The sequence below is a fragment of the Escherichia sp. HH41S genome (assembly GCF_009820115.1).
Lineage (GTDB): Bacteria > Pseudomonadota > Gammaproteobacteria > Enterobacterales > Enterobacteriaceae > Escherichia > Escherichia coli_F.
Map to the genome: position 1 here is coordinate 327718 of NZ_VNXE01000061.1, position 19775 is coordinate 347492.

Sequence of the window (19775 nt, forward strand, 5' to 3'; positions counted from 1 at the left end):
AACGGCATCAACCATCTTCGGTTTCTCATGCGATAAAAAGGTTCCTGCTTTATTCAATGATTACATTTTCTGATTATCGGACGATTTCTGTTTGGGTTATATTAAGGCATTAGGGTGTAATGCTAATTATATATAAATGGCTGCATATATTCATTATATCTATTGAATTCATTGTTGTGGTGAAAAAATGACTTTAGAAGGATCAAGGGGAAATGAACACACTGCCGAGCGATTGTATTATAGTGGTTAGCATAAGTGATAATTTCATTGAAACGGTAGTGACCGGATATGATAACGTTGAAAAAATGCAACGGTTGGGTTTTTCTGCCGACAATGATCGATTTAGCAAAAATACCAGTAATGAAAATGAGAAACTAAGTGTAATTAGTGAGCTTATTAATGTAGGTGCTTTATTTTGCTTTGGTTATGGTTGGTATCCATCAGAAATTATGGCTGATTATACGCAGAAAGGTATTATTAACAGACCCTATAAAATAATCGCCTGGACTAATAAAACGACATATTTGATTGAAGAGCGTAATTAATTCGGAGGGAAGATGAGAAAGGTTCGGATTACCATTACACTATACTCTTCAACGCAAAAATCGCATCGTGGCCCTTTGTTATCATCTAACCGTTTTTACGGCTGTCCTGTCTTTTTTAAAGGGATTAATGAGTTATCTTCATATGGTTATGGCTGCCGGATTTACATCGACGGCTATGGAAAAACGATTCACCCTGGCGAAATGGTACACAATCTTGAGATGGCGTTTTTAAATCCTGAACTTGTAATGCCGTGGATCAGCTGTGGCAGTGAGTTTCTGCTGTGGGAAGCCGGATTTATAGGTGAAGGCGTTATAACGGATATTTTACCCCAGAAGTATAAGAAAAGGATGATGAAATGAGTAAGTTTCCTATTGTTAAATTGCATGAAAAATTCACGCTGGCGTCATGGGAACCCGTATTAGATTATAGTGGACTCGGTCAACTTATAAAAAATTATTTTCACATTGCAATTCCTGATGAGTATTTAACCTTTATTACTCTGATGGCAGACGTTGAATTAAAAGTGATGGATTCAACGTCTTATATCAGAATTTGGGGAGCCGCAGGCTGTAGTGAGATGAATGCCGCATACCATATTCAGGATTATATTCCACACGCTCTGGCGATTGGCGATGATGAAGGCGGAAAAGTGATTTTTTATGCCGAAGGAAAAGAGGGGTTTGGTTTATATCTCGTCGGTTTTGGTAATTTAGATCTTGATGATGCGGTGTATATTGCCCCTTCATTAGAAGCACTGTTAATTGAGGGAATAGGGGCAGAAATTTTTCTTGCTGCCTGAGTGATAATAAAAAAGAAGCACCTGTTACCCAGATGCTTCTCTTAAATCACTGCCCGTAATATGCCTTCGCACCATGCTTACGCAGATAGTGTTTATCCAGCAATGTTTGCTGCATATCCGGTAACTGCGGAGCAAGCTGGCGGCAGAAAATCCCCATATAAGCGACTTCTTCCAGCACGATGGCGTTATGCACTGCGTCTTCAGCGTTTTTACCCCATGCAAACGGGCCGTGAGAATGGACCAGAACGCCAGGCATTTGCGCTGCGTCGATACCCTGTTTTTCGAAAGTTTCAACGATGACGTTACCGGTTTCCCACTCATATTCGCCGTTGATTTCTGCGTCGGTCATTTTGCGAGTGCAGGGAATGGTGCCGTAGAAATAGTCGGCGTGGGTGGTGCCGGTTGCCGGAATTGACTGGCCCGCCTGCGCCCAGATGGTGGCGTGGCGGGAGTGCGTATGCACAATGCCGCCAATGGACGGGAATGCCTGATAGAGCAGCCGGTGAGTTGGCGTGTCGGAGGAGGGCTTTTTCGTACCTTCAACCACTTCACCGGTTTCGATGCTGACCACGACCATATCGTCAGCGGTCATGACGTTGTAATCGACGCCGGAAGGTTTGATTACAAAGACGCCGCGCTCGCGATCAACGGCGCTGACGTTGCCCCAGGTCAGCGTGACCAGGTTGTGTTTTGGCAGCGCCAGGTTGGCTTCTAAAACCTGACGTTTGAGATCTTCTAACATGTTGACTCCTGAGAGGTCGTTTCCCCTCACCCCGGCCCTCTCCCCAAAGGGGCGAGGGGGAAAAGAATGCCGGATGCGCTTTGCTTATCCGGCCTACAAAATCGGAACGTGTAGGCCAGATAAGACGCGTCAGCGTCGCATCAGGCGTTACATACCTGATGCGGCTACTTAGCGACGAAATCCGTAATACACTTCGTTCCAGCGCAGCGCGTCTTTAAACGCTGGCAGGCGGGTGTCGTTATCAATCACCGTGATTTCAATGTCATGCATCTCGGCAAACTGGCGCATATCGTTGAGGTTCAACGCATGGCTGAAGACGGTGTGGTGCGCGCCACCAGCAAGGATCCACGCTTCGGAAGCGGTTGGTAGATCCGGCTGCGCTTTCCACAGCGCATTCGCCACCGGCAGTTTCGGCAGGGTGTGCGGCGTTTTCACCGTGTCGATGCAGTTAACCAGCAGACGGTAACGATCGCCGAGATCAATCAGGCTGGCGACAATGGCCGGACCGGTTTGGGTGTTGAAGATTAGGCGGGCCGGGTCGTCTTTACCACCAATACCGAGGTGCTGAACGTCGAGGATCGGTTTCTCTTCTGCGGCGATCGACGGGCAGACTTCCAGCATGTGGGAGCCGAGCACCAGGTCATTACCTTTCTCGAAGTGGTAGGTATAGTCCTCCATAAAAGAGGTGCCGCCCTGCAGACCGGTTGACATCACCTTCATGATGCGAAGCAGGGCGGCAGTTTTCCAGTCGCCTTCGCCCGCAAAGCCGTAGCCCTGCTGCATCAGACGCTGTACGGCCAGACCAGGAAGCTGCTTCAGACCGTGCAAATCTTCAAAGGTGGTGGTGAACGCGTGGAAGCCACCTTGTTCCAGGAAACGCTTCATCCCCAGCTCAATACGCGCCGCTTCCAGCACGTTCTGTCGTTTTTCGCCGTGGATTTGTGTCGCAGGCGTCATGGTGTAGCAGCTTTCGTACTCATCGACCAGCGCGTTAACATCGCCATCGCTGATGGAGTTCACTACCTGCACCAGATCGCCAACCGCCCAGGTATTGACGGAGAAACCGAACTTGATCTGTGCGGCAACTTTATCGCCATCGGTGACCGCCACTTCACGCATGTTATCGCCAAAACGGCAGACTTTCAGATGACGGGTATCCTGTTTAGATACCGCCTGACGCATCCAGGAGCCGATACGCTCATGTGCTTGTTTATCCTGCCAGTGACCGGTAACGACAGCATGTTGCTGACGCATACGCGCGCCAATGAAGCCGAACTCGCGACCGCCATGTGCAGTCTGGTTCAGGTTCATAAAGTCCATATCGATGCTATCCCACGGCAGCGCCGCGTTGAACTGGGTGTGGAATTGCAGCAACGGTTTGTTGAGCATGGTCAGGCCGTTGATCCACATTTTGGCCGGGGAAAAGGTGTGCAGCCACACCACCAGACCAGCGCAACGATCGTCGTAATTCGCGTCACGGCAAATAGCGGTGATTTCATCCGGCGTGGTGCCCAGCGGTTTCAGCACCAGTTTGCAGGGCAGTTTCGCTTCCGTATTCAGCGCATTAACGACGTGCTCGGCATGTTGAGTGACCTGACGCAGGGTTTCCGGGCCATACAGGTGCTGGCTGCCAATTACAAACCACACTTCATAATTATCAAAAATCGTCATTGTCGTGTCCTTATAGAGTCGGAATGGCCTGGGCAGCCTGTGCCGGGGCGGAAGTTGGAAGATAGTGTTGTTCGGCGCTCATCGCCCATTGCTGATAGCGGCGATAAAGCTGTTCAAAGCGTTGTGCCTGTTCGCTGCGCGGTTGCAGGGTTTTCTCTACCGCACTGGCCATTTTTTGCTGTGCTGATGGGATATCTGCGTGCACTTTCGCGGCGACGGCAGCGAAAATCGCCGCACCGAGCGCACAGCACTGGTCAGAGGCAACAATTTGCAGCGGGCGATTCAGCACGTCGCAGCAGGCCTGCATAATGACCTGGTTTTTCCGCGCGATGCCGCCCAGCGCCATCACGTTATTAACGGCGATCCCCTGATCGGTAAAGCACTCCATAATTGCACGTGCGCCAAAGGCGGTGGCAGCAATCAAACCGCCGAACAGCAGCGGAGCGTCGGTAGCGAGGTTCAGATCGGTAATCACCCCTTTCAGGCGTTGGTTAGCGTTCGGTGTGCGGCGGCCGTTAAACCAGTCGAGCACCACCGGCAGGTGATCCAGAGACGGATTTTTGGCCCATGCTTCGGTCAGCGCCGGAAGCAGTTGTTTCTGGCTGGCGTTGATTTGCTCTTTCAGTTCCGGATGCTGGGCGGCAAGCTGTTCCAGCGGCCAGCCGAGTACGCGACCGAACCAGGCGTAGATATCACCAAACGCCGACTGACCTGCTTCCAGACCGATAAATCCAGGCACCACGCTGCCATCAACCTGACCGCAAATGCCTTTAACTGCCCGCTCGCCAACGCTCTGTTTGTCGGCAATCAGAATGTCGCAGGTGGAAGTACCGATAACTTTTACCAGAGCGTTAGGCTGTGCGCCTGCGCCGACTGCGCCCATATGGCAGTCAAACGCGCCGCCGGAAATCACCACGCTTTCAGGCAGGCCGAGACGCTGCGCCCATTCCGGACATAAAGTGCCCACCGGAATATCGGCAGTCCAGGTGTCAGTGAACAGCGGGGAAGGCAAATGGCGATTGAGGATCGGGTCCAGTTCGTCAAAGAAACTGGCTGGCGGCAGGCCGCCCCAGCTTTCGTGCCATAGCGACTTATGCCCGGCGCTGCAACGTCCGCGGCGAATATCCTGCGGGCGCGTGGTGCCACTGAGCAGGGCGGGCACCCAGTCGCAAAGTTCAATCCACGATGCGGCAGATTGCGCCACGGCGCTGTCCTGGCGAGTCACATGCAGGATTTTTGCCCAGAACCATTCACTGGAATAAATACCGCCAATATAGCGGGAGTAGTCAACTTTGCCCGGCGCGTGACACAAACGGGTGATCTCTTCCGCTTCTTCAACCGCGGTGTGGTCTTTCCACAATACGAACATCGCGTTCGGGTTTTCGGCAAACTCCGGGCGCAGCGCCAGTACATTACCGTCGGCATCAATCGGTGCGGGCGTTGAGCCGGTTGTGTCTACGCCAATCCCGACCACGGTTGCGCGCTGCTCGGCGCTAAGCTCTGCAAGCACGGTTTTCAGCGCCGCTTCTATTGACTCAATGTAGTCACGCGGATGATGACGGAACTGGTTATTTGGGGCATCACAAAATTGCCCTTTCTGCCAACGGGGATACCACTCTACGCTGGTGGCGATCTCTTCACCGGTGGCGCAGTCCACCGCCAAAGCTCGCACAGAATCACTGCCAAAATCGAGGCCAATTGCAATCGCCATCGTTTCACTCCATCCAAAAAAACGGGTATGGAGAAACAGTAGAGAGTTGCGAAAAAAAGCGTCAGGTAGGATCCGCTAATCTTATGGATAAAAATGCTATGGCATAGCAAAGTGTGACGCCGTGCAAATAATCAATGTGGACTTTTCTGCCGTGATTATAGACACTTTTGTTACGCGTTTTTGTCATGGCTTTGGTCCCGCTTTGTTACAGAATGCTTTTAATAAGCGGGGTTACCGGTTGGATTAGCGAGAAGAGCCAGTAAAAGACGCAGTGACGGCAATGTCTAATGCAATATGGACAATTGGTTTCTTCTCTGAATGGCGGGAGTATGAAAAGTATGGCTGAAGCGCAAAATGATCCCCTGCTGCCGGGATACTCGTTTAACGCCCATCTGGTGGCGGGTTTAACGCCGATTGAGGCCAACGGATATCTCGATTTTTTTATCGACCGACCACTGGGAATGAAGGGTTATATTCTCAATCTCACCATACGCGGCCAGGGGGTGGTGAAAAATCAGGGACGAGAATTTGTCTGCCGACCGGGTGATATTTTGCTGTTCCCGCCAGGAGAGATTCATCACTACGGTCGTCATCCGGAGGCTCGCGAATGGTATCACCAGTGGGTTTACTTTCGTCCGCGCGCCTACTGGCATGAATGGCTTAACTGGCCGTCGATATTTGCCAATACCGGTTTCTTTCGCCCGGATGAAGCGCACCAGCCGCATTTCAGCGACCTGTTTGGGCAAATCATTAACGCCGGGCAAGGGGAAGGGCGCTATTCGGAGCTGCTGGCGATAAATCTGCTTGAGCAATTGTTACTTCGGCGCATGGAAGCAATTAACGAGTCGCTCCATCCACCGATGGATAATCGGGTACGCGAGGCTTGTCAGTACATTAGCGATCACCTGGCAGACAGCAATTTTGATATTGCCAGCGTCGCGCAGCATGTCTGCCTGTCGCCGTCGCGTCTGTCACATCTGTTCCGCCAACAGTTAGGGATTAGTGTCTTAAGCTGGCGCGAGGACCAACGCATTAGTCAGGCGAAGCTGCTTTTGAGCACCACCCGGATGCCTATCGCTACCGTCGGTCGCAATGTTGGCTTTGACGATCAACTTTATTTCTCGCGGGTATTTAAAAAATGCACCGGGGCCAGCCCAAGTGAGTTCCGTGCCGGTTGTGAAGAAAAAGTGAATGATGTAGCCGCCAAGTTGTCATAATTGGTAACGAATCAGACAATTGACGGCTTGACGGAGTAGCATAGGGTTTGCAGAATCCCTGCTTCGTCCATTTGACAGGCACATTATGCAAGCATTGCTGGAACACTTTATTACCCAATCCACCGTGTATTCATTGATGGCGGTGGTGTTGGTGGCCTTTCTGGAGTCGCTGGCGCTGGTCGGTTTGATTCTACCCGGTACGGTGCTGATGGCGGGGCTGGGAGCGCTGATTGGCAGCGGCGAGTTAAGTTTCTGGCACGCCTGGCTGGCAGGGATCGTCGGTTGCCTGCTGGGCGACTGGATCTCCTTCTGGCTGGGCTGGCGTTTTAAAAAGCCGTTGCATCGCTGGTCGTTTCTGAAGAAGAACAAAGCATTACTCGATAAAACTGAACATGCGTTGCATCAACACAGCATGTTTACCATTCTGGTCGGTCGTTTTGTCGGCCCGACGCGTCCGCTGGTGCCAATGGTGGCGGGAATGTTGGATCTCCCGGTGGCGAAATTTATTACGCCAAATATTATCGGCTGCCTGTTATGGCCGCCGTTTTACTTCCTGCCGGGGATTCTGGCGGGCGCGGCGATCGATATTCCTGCCGGAATGCAGAGTGGCGAGTTTAAATGGTTGCTGCTGGCAACAGCGGTGTTTTTGTGGGTTGGTGGCTGGCTGTGCTGGCGGTTATGGCGCAGTGGTAAAGCGACTGACCGTTTAAGTCATTATTTGTCGCGCGGTCGTTTGTTGTGGCTGGCACCGTTAATTTCTGCCGTCGGTGTAGTGGCGCTGGTAGTGTTAATTCGCCACCCGTTGATGCCGGTATATATCGATATTTTGCGGAAAGTGGTTGGGGTTTAGGGGATAGTCTGTGCGGGTTGCCTGATGCGACGCTTGCCGCGTCTTATCAGGCCTACAAAACGCACTGTCCGTAGGTCGGATAAGGCGTTCACGCCGCATCCGACAGTGCATACTAACCCGTAATCCCCAATATTGCCGAAGCACTCGCCTTACCGCTCAACAATTCTTCAGTCTTACCCTGCCAGGCGATGCGCCCGTCAGCGACCACCACCGAGCGTGTGGCGATCCGCGCCGCATCTTCCACACTGTGCGACACCATCAATAGCGTCATTTTTTGCTGCTGGCAGCTCGTGCTCACCAGCGTCAGCATCTCCTGACGTAACGCCGGATCGAGCGCAGAGAACGGTTCATCGAGCAATAAAATGGGCTGTTCGCGTACCAGACAACGCGCTAACGCCACTCGCTGACGCTGACCGCCGGAAAGCTCGCCCGGTAACCGCGCCATTAAATTATCAATCCCCATCTGACGGGCAATAGCGTGCATTTTCTCCTGCTGCGCCGCGTTCAGTTTCAAGCCTGGATTTAGCCCCAGCCCAATGTTCTGCGCGACCGTCAGGTGGCTGAACAGGTTGTTCTCCTGAAACAGCATCGACACCGGACGGCGTGACGGCGGCGTCGTGGTGTGATCAACACCATCGATAGTCAGCGAACCGCTGGCTGGCGTCAGAAAACCGGCGATCAAATTCAGCAGGGTACTTTTACCCGCGCCGCTTGGCCCGAGGATCGCCACCTGCTCGCCGCGTTCCACCGTTAAGCTAAAACGCATCGGCAAATGGTGGTAAAGCCAGGTGATATCAGTCAGTTTTAACATTTCGCCCCGGTAGTTTTTCAATCACAGTAAACAGCAGAAAACAGAGTAGCAGCAGAATTAACGCGGTGACCGCGCCGTCCTGGCTACGATAGGAGCCAATTTGCTGGTAGAGATAAAACGGCAGGGTACGGAAATCATCGTTACCGAACAACGCCACCACGCCAAAATCACCAATCGACAGCACACACGCAAAGGCCAGCGCCTGCGCCAGCGGACGTTTCAGGGCGCGCAGTTCCACCACTTTTAAGCGCGACCAGCCTTCAATCCCCAGCGACTGACACAACATACTGTAACGCGCGGTGATATCGCGCATCGGGTTTTCCAGCACTTTCAGTGCGTAAGGGATGGCCATTAACGCATTGGTGAAAATCACGATGCCGTCAGCAGATTGTGGCAGGCCGATGGTGTTGTTGAGCAGTAAAAAGAAGCCCGTTGCCAGCACAATCCCCGGCATGGCGAGGATCAGCATTCCGCTCATCTCCAGCGCCTGACCCGCCAGCATTTTTTGCCGTGCCCGCAATTCGCGACTGCTCCATAGCAGCATCATGGTCAGCACTACGCATAATACGCCTGCCGCCAGCGCAATACGCAACGAGGTCCACAGTGCCTGCCACAGCACCGGCTGCGCCAGCACTTCCGGCAACTGGCGATTTATCCCATCGACGAGCACCGCCAGTAACGGTGGCAGCAACAGCAACAGCGCCAGCACAATTAACACCGTGTCGCAAATGCGGCTATGCAGACGATCGTCCGGGTCGCGCCAGCCTTGCAGCAGCGTGGTGCCGGGCGCAATGGCCTTACTTAGTCGCTGACTCAACAGCACCAGCCCAAGGCAACAAACCATCTGGATCAGCGCCAGCATCGCCGCGCGGGCGGGATCGTAGTCGTAACTCAGCGCCTGATAGATTGCCAGCTCGATAGTGGTCGCCTGCGGACCGCCGCCCAGCGATAGCACGGTGGCGAAGCTGGCGAAACAGAGCATAAAGATAAGCGCGGCAACCGGCGGGATTTGACGCCGTAACCACGGCCATTCGACGAAGCGGAAAAAATGCCAGCCGCGCATCCCAAGCTGGGCGGCAAGTTGACGTTGTTCGCCGGGAATGTTTTCCAGTGCCTGGAGTAATAAGCGGCTCGCCATCGGCAGATTAAAAAATACGTGCGCCAGCAAAATACCTTGCAGGCCGTAGGGCGAAAAGGTCCACTCCAGACCGAGCGATTGGCAGAGTGATGCCAGCCAGCCCTGGCGACCATAGACGCTAAGAATGCCGAAAACAGCAACCAGCACCGGGAGGATCAAGGTCATTGCGCACAGACGCAACAGCGTCAGCCGACCCGGAAAGCGCCTGCGATAGAGCGCGCGGGCGAGGAATATCGCGGGTACGACAGAGAGCAGCGCCGAGAGAAACGCCTGCCAGAAGGAGAAGCGCACCACATGCCACAGGTAGCTGTCCTGCCAGATTGCCACCCAGTCACCCTGCGGCGCGTTCCACCACAGGGCGAGAAATGCCGCCAGTGCAACCGCCACCACAAGCGTAGCGGCGCTTACGCCTGGAATTAACCAGCCGGGAATTAACGGCTGACGGCGCGTTGCCATTCGCTAATCCATGCCTGACGTTGTGCCGCCACCTCGGCTGGCGTGAACTCCAGCGTGGTTGCCGGTTTGGTCAATTTTTCAAAACCGGCAGGCAGCGTGACGTTTGCCACCGGATACATCCAGTTGCCGGTTGGGATCGCATTCTGAAAAGCCGGAGAAACCATAAACTGGAGGAATTTTTGCGCCAGCTCCGGCTGTTTGCTGGCAGCGGTGCGGGCGGCGACTTCCACTTGCAAATAGTGACCTTCGCTGAAGTTCGCGGCGGCGTAGTTATCTTTCTTCTCTTCGAGAATGTGATAAGCCGGAGAGGTGGTGTAACTCAGTACCAGATCGCTTTCGCCTTTTAAGAACAGGCCGTAGGCTTCGCTCCAGCCTTTGGTGACCGTGACCGTTTTCTTCGCCAGTTTCTGCCAGGCTTGTGGGGCGTCATCGCCATAGACTTTTTGCATCCACAACAACAGGCCCAGGCCCGGCGTACTGGTACGTGGATCCTGATAAATCACTCGCCAGTTCTGATCGCTTTCAACCAGCTCTTTCAGGCTTTGCGGCGGATTTTTCAGTTTGTTCTTGTCATAGACGAAGGCGAAATAACCGTAATCAAACGGGACGAAAGTGTCATTATTCCAGCCGCCGGGTACATTTACCGCATCTGCTGCCACACCGCTTTTAGCAAACAGCCCGGTTTTGCTGGCGGCATCTAACAGATTGTTATCCAGCCCCAGCACCACATCGGCTTTGCTGTTTTTGCCTTCCATCCGTAGACGGTTGAGAAGCGAAACGCCATCTTCCAGCGCCACCAGTTTCAGTTCGCAATTACAGTCGGCTTCAAAGGCTTTTTTCACCACCGGACCTGGCCCCCAGTCGGCGGCGAAGGAATCGTAGGTATAAACAGTCAGAACGGGTTTAGCGAAAGCGGGTGCTGTACAGAGCAACAGCAGGGGAAGATATTTTTTTAACACTTTGCACCTCAAAGAAGAGTGGCAAAGGACTTGAGAAGGAGCCTCAAATCCCTTCGCCGGCGTTATCCGGATCAGGTTCGACGGGTATTTTCTCAGCGCACGCGTCTGCGTGGCACCCCGTTGAGAACGGCGTTAGTGTAGTGATTTTGTTATCAACCAGCAATCATGGATCCGGTGGCGCAAACCACGCGGATTTAAAATCGAACCAGCCGAGAGTGTTCATGCGCAGGCCGCGCATACTGCGTTGCCCCTGAATGATCAGCCAGTGGTGGATGAGCGGCACCATTGCTTTGCTGGCGACCAGTTGCTGGCACCAGTTCGCCAGGTTCATTTCGCCATTGCGCCAGCGGGCGGCGTCGGCTTGCCAGTCGATCGGAATACAGTGTTGGAGCAGCGGCACCTCGCACAAGTGCGCGAACAGCGAAAAATCCAGCGGCAGCGTAAAGTTGGCGCTGTTAAGCCAGATATCGCTCTCGATCTCTCCTTCGTGCCACTGATCATAGCTGATCTCTTTAATTTCAAGTGTGACCTGATGACTTGCCAGAATCTGCTGCATGATCCTGGCAATCACCCGATGCTCAATATGATCCTGATAAAAGGTCAGGGTGAGGCTTTCCAGCCCGGCAGGTTTTTCGCACTGCGCCGGGTGGGCATGATGCCAGCGGGGGAGCAGTCCATAAGCCGGAAACCAGAGTTGCTGGTATTGTTCCTCGGCGAAATAGACCAGATTAGTTGGAGAAAGCACATAACTTACCCAGTCCCTGACTTGCTGATTCGCCCCACGGTGGGTGCGGCTGTCGAACAGTAAATAGTAGCAACCTTCCTCCAGCCGACTTTCAATCTCTTTTTCCTCGCCCTGTGGACCTTTTAGCATCAGACCGCCGGCTGGCTCGTCGGCAATTTCCGGCAGAACCCAGACGTTAACTTCGTCGATTAATGCCCGGTAACCGAAGAAGTCATCGAATGCCTGAATTTTCAGTTGATTGGTGCTGTTGCGGATCACCGCATACGGACCGGTGCCGATGGGATGGCTGGCAAAGTTACTGAGGGTTTCCCATTCTCGTGGCAGGATCATCGCCGGAACTTGCCCCAGCAGTAACGGTAACCAGCGGTCCGGTTGCGTGAGATGGATATCCAGCGTCCAGGGCGTCGGCGACACAATGTCCGCAATATGTGAATAGAGCGGAAGCGTATTGATTCGTTTTAAAGAGGCGATCACATCGTCCATTTCCAGTTCACGACCATGGTGAAAATGGACTCCTGGACGCAAAAAGAAGCGCCAGTGAAGCGGTGATATTTGCTGCCAGTGGTGGGCGATGTCTGCTTCCAGTTCCCCATTTTCCTCATTTATGCGCGTTAGCGAACTGAAGATTTGCCGGGCGATATGGGTTTCGGAACGGCGCAATGCACTGCCGGGCAGCAGATTGCGCAACGGACGATAGTAGAGAACGCGCAGGATGTGCCGCCCCTGGCGGAAGGTACGCCCCAGATGAGAAACCAACATTTGCCGCACAGCCGCTTTGTCGCCAACCAGTTGCACCAACTGATCGATACGATCCTGCTCCAGTAAGTCTTCCGCCCGCTGTTGCTGAAGCGCCAGCCCGGTATAGAGGAATGTTAAACGTGAGCGTTTACCGCGCCCGACTTCCGCTTCCCACGTCAGCCAGCCGCGATCCTGCATGGTATTGAGCAGGGTGCGCATATGACGACGGGAGCAGCTCAATAACGCTGCTAGTTCGTTGAGCGTTGTGTCCTGCGATTTACCCTCGCAGCATTGCCACAGGCGGATGAACTGTTGTTGCAGACGAGCAGATGGCATAAAAGGGGAACTCCTGCGCAAAAGTCAGCAATTTTATTTTCCCTATATTAAGTCAATAATTCCTAACGATGAAGCAAGGAGGTGCCCCATGCGTCAGTTTTATCAGCACTATTTTACCGCGACAGCGAAGTTGTGCTGGTTGCGTTGGTTAAGCGCCCCACAACGATTAACTATGCTTGAAGAACTGATGCAGTGGGAGGGGAGTCATTCTGACTACTGATTTGCGGACATCATGTGTGACTGAGTATTGGTGTTAATCGCCACGCCAGCAGTGATTATCTGCTGGCTTTTTTCTTTTTGGCGATTGAGAGCGGGACGGTGTACAAACTAACGCATAAACGCCGGTTGCTTCTCTTCATAAGACGCAATTGCGTCGTCGTGCTGCAGAGTCAGGCCGATGCTGTCCAGACCGTTCATCATGCAGTGGCGGCGGAAGGCATCGATGGTAAAGCGATAAGTTTTCTCTCCCGCTTTCACCTCTTGCGCTTCCAGGTCCACATCAAAATGAATCCCCGGATTGGCTTTCACCAGCGCAAACAACTCATCCACTTCTGCATCGCTTAATTTCACCGGCAGCAGCTGGTTGTTAAAGCTATTGCCGTAGAAGATGTCAGCAAAACTCGGCGCAATCACCACTTTAAAACCGTAATCAGTCAATGCCCACGGCGCATGCTCACGCGAGGAACCGCAGCCGAAGTTTTCTCGTGCCAGCAAAATGGAAGCGCCCTGATATTGCGGGAAGTTCAGCACGAAGTCCGGGTTTGGCTGTTGGCCTTTTTCATCCAGAAAACGCCAGTCGTTAAACAGATGCGCGCCAAAACCTGTACGGGTCACTTTCTGCAAAAACTGTTTCGGGATGATTGCATCGGTATCGACATTGGCGGCATCCAGCGGAACCACCAGGCCTGTGTGTTTGATAAATTTCTCTGCCATGGTGTGCTCCTTATTTAATGTTGCGAATGTCGGCGAAATGTCCGGTCACAGCAGCAGCGGCAGCCATTGCCGGGCTGACCAGATGCGTGCGCCCGCCACGCCCCTGGCGGCCTTCAAAGTTACGGTTGCTGGTGGAGGCACAACGCTCACCCGGATTCAGGCGGTCGTTGTTCATCGCCAGACACATTGAGCAACCGGGTAAACGCCATTCAAAACCAGCTTCAATAAAGATTTTGTCCAGACCTTCCGCTTCCGCCTGTGCTTTTACCGGGCCAGAGCCGGGAACCACCAGTGCCTGCACGCCTGGTGCGACTTTCCGGCCTTTGGCGATTTCAGCAGCCGCGCGTAAATCTTCAATGCGCGAGTTGGTGCAGGAACCGATAAACACTTTGTCGATAGCCACTTCGGTCAGCGGAATACCCGGTTTCAGCTCCATATAGGCCAGCGCTTTTTCTGCCGACGCGCGTTCAACCGGATCGGCAAACGAAGCCGGATCGGGAATGTTGTCGTTCACGGAGATCACCTGACCGGGGTTAGTTCCCCATGTTACCTGCGGGGCGATCTCTTCTGCTTGCAGAGTGACAACGGTATCGAAAGTTGCGCCTTCGTCGGTTTGCAGAGTTTTCCAGTAGGCAACGGCGTCGTCGAAATCTTTACCTTTCGGCGCATGCAGACGGCCTTTAACATAGTTAAAGGTGGTTTCGTCCGGCGCAACCAGACCGGCTTTTGCGCCCATTTCGATTGCCATGTTGCACAGGGTCATACGACCTTCCATGCTTAAATCACGGATTGCTTCGCCGCAAAACTCCACCACATGCCCGGTACCGCCAGCGCTGCCGGTTTTACCGATAATCGCCAGCACAATATCTTTCGCGGTAATGCCCGGCGCAGCTTTGCCCTGGACTTCAATTTTCATGGTTTTCGCGCGCCCCTGTTTCAGGGTCTGCGTTGCCAGTACGTGTTCGACCTCGGATGTACCGATACCAAAGGCCAGTGCACCAAACGCCCCGTGGGTGGCGGTATGTGAGTCGCCGCAGACAATGGTCATTCCTGGTAAGGTGACGCCCTGTTCCGGCCCCATTACGTGGACAATCCCCTGATACGGGTGATTCAGGTCATACAGTTCGACGCCAAACTCTTTGCAGTTTTTGATCAGTTCCTGCATCTGGATGCGCGCCATCTCACCGCAGGCATTAATGTCTTTAGTCTGAGTCGAGACGTTGTGATCCATGGTGGCGAAGGTTTTCCCCGGCTGACGTACCGGGCGACCGTGGGCGCGCAGACCATCGAACGCCTGCGGTGAGGTCACTTCATGTACCAGATGACGGTCGATATATAACAGCGGGGTTTCGTTTTCGGCTTCGTACACTACGTGAGCGTCGAATAATTTTTCGTATAACGTCTTAGCCATGATTACACCCCTTCTGCCACATAGCGGGCAATGATATCGCCCATTTCATCGGTACTAACGGCGGCAGCGCCACGGGCTAAATCCCCGGTGCGAATGCCTTCTTCTAACGCGCGGTTAATGGCGCGTTCAATGGCGGAAGCCGCATCATCGGCATCCAGGCTGTAACGCAGCAGCAGCGCCAGCGACAGAATTTGTGCAATCGGGTTGGCGATGTTTTTGCCTGCGATATCGGGTGCCGAGCCGCCCGCCGGTTCATACAGACCAAAACCTTGCTCGTTCAGGCTGGCGGAAGGCAACATGCCCATCGAGCCTGTGATCATCGCGCATTCATCAGACAGAATGTCGCCAAACAGGTTGGAGCACAGCAGTACGTCAAACTGCGACGGATCTTTAATCAGCTGCATGGTAGCGTTGTCGATGTACATATGCGCCAGTTCGACATCCGGATACTCCGTGGCGATCTCGTTAACAATCTCCCGCCATAAAATAGAGGATTGCAGCACATTGGCTTTGTCGATTGAGGTGACTTTGCGACGACGCTTGCGGGCAGATTCAAACGCGATACGGGCAATGCGCTCGATCTCAAAACGGTGATACACCTCGGTATCAAACGCTTTTTCATATTGTCCGCTACCTTCGCGGCCTTTTGGTTGACCGAAATAGATGCCACCGGTCAGTTCGCGCACGCACAGGATGTCGAAGCCGTTAGCGGCAATGTCAGCACGCAGCGGACAGAATGCTTCCAGCCCCTGATACAGTTTTGCCGGACGCAGGTTGCTGAATAATTTGAAGTGCTTACGCAAAGGCAACAGCGCGCCGCGTTCTGGTTGCTGGTCTGGCGGCAAATGTTCCCATTTCGGGCCGCCCACCGAGCCAAACAGCACGGCATCGGCTTGCTCACAACCTTCAACCGTCGCAGGCGGCAGCGGCCGCCCGTGGTTATCAATGGCTGCGCCGCCTACATCGTAATGGCTGGTGGTGATACGCATCGCAAAGCGGTTACGCACGGCATCCAGCACTTTCAGTGCCTGGGTCATCACTTCCGGCCCGATCCCATCTCCGGGTAAAACGGCAATATGGTAATTCTTCGACATCACACGGTTTCCTTGTTGTTTTCGTTGTGTTGAGCTTTGCGTTGCAACTCTTTTTCGACTTCTGCGGCGCGCCAGATATTGTTCAGTACGTGCACCATGGCTTTGGCGGAGGACTCGACAATATCGGTGGCCAGGCCGACGCCGTGGAAGCGGCGACCGTTGTAGTTGGCGACAATATCCACCTGACCCAGCGCATCTTTACCGTGACCTTTGGCGGTCAGGCTGTATTTCACCAGTTCGACGTTATAGTCAGTGATGCGGTTAATCGCCTGATAGACGGCATCGACCGGACCATTACCGTTGGCAGCTTCCGCTTTAACTTCCTCGCCACAGGCCAGTTTGACGGCGGCAGTGGCAATATCGTTAGAACCAGACTGCACGCTGAAGTAATCCAGACGGAAATGCTCCGGCTCTTCTTGCTGCTTACCGATGAAGGCCAGCGCCTCCAGATCGTAATCAAACACCTGACCTTTTTTGTCCGCCAGCTTCAGGAAGGCATCGTACAAATTGTCTAAATTATATTCACTTTCTTTATACCCCATCTCATCCATGCGGTGTTTTACTGCCGCACGACCGGAACGAGAGGTCAGATTCAGCTGGATTTGGTTCAGACCAATAGATTCTGGTGTCATGATTTCGTAGTTTTCGCGGTTTTTCAGCACGCCATCCTGGTGGATACCGGAGGAGTGTGCGAATGCGCCGCTGCCAACAATGGCTTTGTTTGCCGGGATCGGCATATTACAAATCTGGCTAACTAACTGGCTGGTGCGCCATATTTCCTGGTGATTAATGGCGGTATGAACGTTAAGAATATCCTTACGTACTTTGATCGCCATGATCACTTCTTCCAGCGAACAGTTACCGGCTCGCTCGCCGATCCCATTCATTGCACCTTCCACCTGGCGCGCTCCGGCATGTACCGCCGCCAGTGAGTTGCCAACTGCCAGGCCTAAATCGTCGTGGGTATGTACGGAGATAATGGCTTTGTCGATGTTAGGCACGCGTTCATACAGGCCGCTGATGATTCCGGCGAACTCAAATGGCATGGTGTAGCCCACGGTGTCCGGAATGTTGATGGTGGTGGCACCGGCATTAATCGCCGCTTCAACCACGCGCGCCAGATCGGCAATGGGTGTGCGTCCGGCATCTTCGCAAGAAAATTCAACATCATCGGTGTAATTACGGGCGCGTTTCACCATATAGATAGCGCGTTCGATCACTTCGTCCAGCGTGCTGCGCAGCTTGGTGGCGATGTGCATTGGCGAAGTGGCAATAAAGGTATGGATACGGAAGGCTTCGGCAACTTTCAGAGATTCAGCTGCCACGTCGATATCCTTTTCCACGCAGCGAGCTAACGCACATACGCGGCTGTTTTTGACCTGGCGGGCGATGGTCTGCACCGATTCGAAATCGCCCGGCGAAGAGACGGGGAAACCGACTTCCATCACGTCAACACCCATACGCTCAAGGGCCAGCGCAATTTGCAGTTTTTCTTTCACACTCAAGCTTGCCTGTAACGCCTGTTCACCGTCGCGCAATGTGGTATCGAAAATAATGACTTGCTGGCTCATGGTTTGGGTCCTTGTCTCTTTTTGAGCGCCTCGCTTCGGGCATAAAAAAACCCGCGCAATGGCGCGGGTTTTTTGTTTGACTGCGTGCTGGCTTAATGCTGAATGCCGCTCACTCGTCTACCGCGCAAAGAAGATGCGTTTAGTAGTAGTAGACCGATAAAGCGAACGATGTGAGTCATTAAATCAGCTCCAGATGAATACGATATGCTTTTAGAGTTACTGGATACAAAAACGGATGTCAACCCTGACGCAACAAAAACGTTCCGCCAGAGTGAGTTCTGCATTCGTCAAATTAGCTAATTGTGCTGCGGTGGTTAAAACAAGCGATATTAATTTCTGCTTAACCACCGACGCTTTTCATCGGTTGACATATTTCAGAATAAATTTTTGCATCTAATCAACGAGGAAAAGGGGGATAAAATGCACGCGTTACAAAACCTATCATGATGATTTGTATTGAATTATATGTTTTGCTAATTTTTTGATATTCATTTGGTGAATATTATTGTTCAATTAATGTTAAGAATTAATGCATTAAACATATAAATTAATTATTAAAAAAGCACATTTAATCCATTTTGTGGATGATTGAGTATTCGCGGTAGTTATGATTAGATTGTTTTCGCAACAAAAACATTATGGATTATTATGCTGCGGTAAATGACTCTTTACTCGGCAATGGGTTCTGTTTTTATAAGAACCCGTATCTTTATGTTTTCCTAATTTTTCTCATTTTCCTTTTTCTTATTTTATATGCATGATAAATCATATTCTCGAGGATTATTTCTCTGCATTCCAATAAGGGAAAGGGAGTTAAGTGTGACAGTGGAGTTAAGTATGCCAGAGGTACAAACAGATCAACCAGAGACGGCGGAGTTAAGCAAGCCACAGCTACGCATGGTCGATCTCAACTTATTAACCGTTTTCGATGCCGTGATGCAGGAGCAAAACATCACCCGTGCCGCTCATGTTCTGGGGATGTCGCAACCTGCGGTCAGTAACGCGGTTGCACGCCTGAAGGTGATGTTTAATGACGAGCTTTTTGTTCGTTATGGCCGTGGCATTCAACCGACTGCTCGCGCATTTCAACTTTTTGGTTCAGTTCGTCAGGCATTGCAATTAGTACAAAATGAATTGCCAGGTTCAGGTTTTGAACCCGCGAGCAGTGAACGTGTATTTCATCTTTGTGTTTGCAGTCCGTTAGACAGCATTCTGACCTCGCAGATTTATAATCACATTGAGCAAACTGCGCCAAATATACATGTTATGTTCAAGTCTTCATTAAATCAGAACACTGAACATCAACTGCGTTATCAGGAAACGGAGTTTGTGATTAGTTATGAAGACTTCCATCGTCCTGAATTTACCAGTGTGCCATTATTTAAAGATGAAATGGTGCTGGTAGCCAGCAAAAATCATCCAACAATTAAAGGCCCGTTACTGAAACATGATGTTTATAACGAACAACATGCGGCAGTTTCGCTCGATCGTTTCGCGTCATTTAGTCAACCATGGTATGACACGGTAGATAAACAAGCCAGTATCGCGTATCAGGGCATGGCAATGATGAGTGTACTGAGCGTGGTGTCGCAAACGCATCTGGTCGCTATTGCGCCGCGTTGGCTGGCTGAAGAGTTCGCTGAATCTTTAGAGTTACAGGTATTACCGCTGCCATTAAAACAAAATAGCAGAACCTGTTATCTCTCCTGGCATGAAGCTGCCGGGCGCGACAAAGGCCATCAGTGGATGGAAGAGCAATTAGTCTCAATTTGCAAACGCTAACTGGATGCAGAATAGGTCAGGCATTGATGTCTGATTTATTCTGTATTTTTTATTGAATATAGAATTTTATTCTGAATGTGTGAGTTCACTATTTTAGGATTAATTAAAAAAATAGAGAAATTGCTGTAAGTTGTGGGATTTAGCCGATTTATTATCAATTTAATCCTCCGTAATGGAGGATTTTATCGTTTCTTTTCACCTTTCCTCCTGTTTATTCTTATTACCTCGTATTTATGTCTCTGGCTGCCAATTGCTTAAGCAAGAT

20 protein-coding genes and 1 riboswitch are annotated in these 19775 nt (G+C 52.0%); of the genes, 7 read left to right on the plus strand and 13 right to left on the minus strand.

Going from position 1 to position 19775, the window contains the following annotated elements:
* Window positions 1–212 precede the first annotated feature (212 nt).
* The 3 genes from FQZ95_RS11275 to FQZ95_RS11285 are packed head-to-tail and all read left to right on the plus strand — an operon-like array spanning window position 213 to window position 1345.
* Window positions 213–545 carry a hypothetical protein gene (locus tag FQZ95_RS11275; RefSeq protein WP_105288077.1) on the plus strand — a complete coding sequence of 111 codons (333 nt, stop codon included), beginning with the start codon at window positions 213–215 and terminating at the stop codon, window positions 543–545.
* A gap of 12 nt (window positions 546–557) precedes the next feature.
* The gene (locus tag FQZ95_RS11280) at window positions 558–905 is read left to right on the plus strand and encodes a hypothetical protein (RefSeq protein ID WP_223663084.1); all 348 of its coding nucleotides are present in this window, start codon (window positions 558–560) and stop codon (window positions 903–905) included.
* Complete coding sequence (locus FQZ95_RS11285) at window positions 902–1345, plus strand: SMI1 / KNR4 (protein WP_046082469.1); 444 nt, start codon at window positions 902–904, stop codon at window positions 1343–1345. Before FQZ95_RS11280 ends, FQZ95_RS11285 begins: the two co-directional genes overlap by 4 nt.
* 46 nt (window positions 1346–1391) lie before the next feature.
* On the opposite strand, the gene araD is transcribed toward FQZ95_RS11285, so the two are convergent.
* The 3 genes from araD to araB all read right to left on the minus strand — a co-directional run bounded on the left by araD (window position 1392) and on the right by araB (window position 5469).
* Window positions 1392–2087, minus strand: a complete 696-nt coding sequence (gene araD / locus FQZ95_RS11290; protein WP_000888652.1) for an L-ribulose-5-phosphate 4-epimerase — start codon at window positions 2085–2087, stop codon at window positions 1392–1394.
* Window positions 2088–2255: 168 nt separating this feature from the next.
* Entirely contained in the window at window positions 2256–3758 is a 1503-nt protein-coding gene (araA, locus tag FQZ95_RS11295; protein WP_000151727.1) for an L-arabinose isomerase, read from the minus strand.
* Between the two features lie 10 nt (window positions 3759–3768).
* Window positions 3769–5469, minus strand: a complete 1701-nt coding sequence (gene araB / locus FQZ95_RS11300) for a ribulokinase (protein ID WP_160530194.1) — start codon at window positions 5467–5469, stop codon at window positions 3769–3771.
* A 338-nt stretch (window positions 5470–5807) separates the two neighbouring features.
* Here araB and araC point away from each other — a divergent pair, with 338 nt between their 5' ends.
* Complete coding sequence (gene araC / locus FQZ95_RS11305; RefSeq protein ID WP_001561401.1) at window positions 5808–6686, plus strand: arabinose operon transcriptional regulator AraC; 879 nt, start codon at window positions 5808–5810, stop codon at window positions 6684–6686.
* Between the two features lie 85 nt (window positions 6687–6771).
* Window positions 6772–7536 (plus strand): DedA family protein, encoded by a 765-nt coding sequence (locus tag FQZ95_RS11310; protein ID WP_001561402.1) that lies wholly within the window; start codon window positions 6772–6774, stop codon window positions 7534–7536.
* A gap of 112 nt (window positions 7537–7648) precedes the next feature.
* Here FQZ95_RS11310 and thiQ read toward each other — a convergent pair whose 3' ends face one another.
* From thiQ to sgrR, 4 genes are all read right to left on the minus strand, one after another.
* The gene (gene thiQ, locus FQZ95_RS11315; RefSeq protein ID WP_000916288.1) at window positions 7649–8347 is read right to left on the minus strand and encodes a thiamine ABC transporter ATP-binding protein ThiQ; all 699 of its coding nucleotides are present in this window, start codon (window positions 8345–8347) and stop codon (window positions 7649–7651) included.
* Window positions 8331–9941 (minus strand): thiamine/thiamine pyrophosphate ABC transporter permease ThiP, encoded by a 1611-nt coding sequence (thiP, locus tag FQZ95_RS11320; protein ID WP_000235672.1) that lies wholly within the window; start codon window positions 9939–9941, stop codon window positions 8331–8333. Before thiP ends, thiQ begins: the two co-directional genes overlap by 17 nt.
* Window positions 9917–10900 carry a thiamine ABC transporter substrate binding subunit gene (thiB, locus tag FQZ95_RS11325; RefSeq protein WP_001355216.1) on the minus strand — a complete coding sequence of 328 codons (984 nt, stop codon included), beginning with the start codon at window positions 10898–10900 and terminating at the stop codon, window positions 9917–9919. The genes thiP and thiB overlap by 25 nt, the downstream gene beginning before the upstream one ends.
* Window positions 10901–10930: 30 nt before the next feature.
* A riboswitch (TPP riboswitch) is annotated at window positions 10931–11030 on the minus strand.
* A gap of 33 nt (window positions 11031–11063) precedes the next feature.
* Window positions 11064–12719 carry a DNA-binding transcriptional regulator SgrR gene (gene sgrR, locus FQZ95_RS11330; RefSeq protein WP_001353463.1) on the minus strand — a complete coding sequence of 552 codons (1656 nt, stop codon included), beginning with the start codon at window positions 12717–12719 and terminating at the stop codon, window positions 11064–11066.
* A gap of 88 nt (window positions 12720–12807) precedes the next feature.
* On the opposite strand from sgrR, the gene sgrT reads away from it, so the two are divergent.
* Window positions 12808–12939: a glucose uptake inhibitor SgrT gene (gene sgrT / locus FQZ95_RS11335; protein WP_001248764.1), complete on the plus strand. Its 132-nt coding sequence runs from the start codon at window positions 12808–12810 to the stop codon at window positions 12937–12939.
* A 107-nt stretch (window positions 12940–13046) separates the two neighbouring features.
* Here sgrT and leuD read toward each other — a convergent pair whose 3' ends face one another.
* The 5 genes from leuD to leuL form a co-directional block, all read right to left on the minus strand.
* Window positions 13047–13652, minus strand: coding sequence for a 3-isopropylmalate dehydratase small subunit (leuD, locus tag FQZ95_RS11340; protein WP_000818231.1), 606 nt, complete (start codon window positions 13650–13652; stop codon window positions 13047–13049).
* Between the two features lie 10 nt (window positions 13653–13662).
* The gene (gene leuC / locus FQZ95_RS11345) at window positions 13663–15063 is read right to left on the minus strand and encodes a 3-isopropylmalate dehydratase large subunit (RefSeq protein ID WP_160530195.1); all 1401 of its coding nucleotides are present in this window, start codon (window positions 15061–15063) and stop codon (window positions 13663–13665) included.
* Between the two features lie 2 nt (window positions 15064–15065).
* On the minus strand, window positions 15066–16157 hold the full coding sequence (gene leuB / locus FQZ95_RS11350) for a 3-isopropylmalate dehydrogenase (protein ID WP_105277279.1): 1092 nt from the start codon (window positions 16155–16157) through the stop codon (window positions 15066–15068).
* A complete protein-coding gene (leuA, locus tag FQZ95_RS11355; protein WP_000082846.1) occupies window positions 16157–17728 on the minus strand; it encodes a 2-isopropylmalate synthase in 1572 nt (523 codons plus the stop codon). Before leuA ends, leuB begins: the two co-directional genes overlap by 1 nt.
* 92 nt (window positions 17729–17820) lie before the next feature.
* Entirely contained in the window at window positions 17821–17907 is an 87-nt protein-coding gene (gene leuL, locus FQZ95_RS11360; protein WP_001300467.1) for a leu operon leader peptide, read from the minus strand.
* Between the two features lie 658 nt (window positions 17908–18565).
* Between leuL and leuO the strand changes: the two genes are divergently transcribed.
* Window positions 18566–19510 (plus strand): transcriptional regulator LeuO, encoded by a 945-nt coding sequence (gene leuO, locus FQZ95_RS11365; protein WP_001361829.1) that lies wholly within the window; start codon window positions 18566–18568, stop codon window positions 19508–19510.
* 154 nt (window positions 19511–19664) lie between these two features.
* Here leuO and FQZ95_RS26825 read toward each other — a convergent pair whose 3' ends face one another.
* Entirely contained in the window at window positions 19665–19709 is a 45-nt protein-coding gene (locus tag FQZ95_RS26825) for a hypothetical protein (protein ID WP_175565144.1), read from the minus strand.
* Window positions 19710–19775 lie beyond the last annotated feature (66 nt).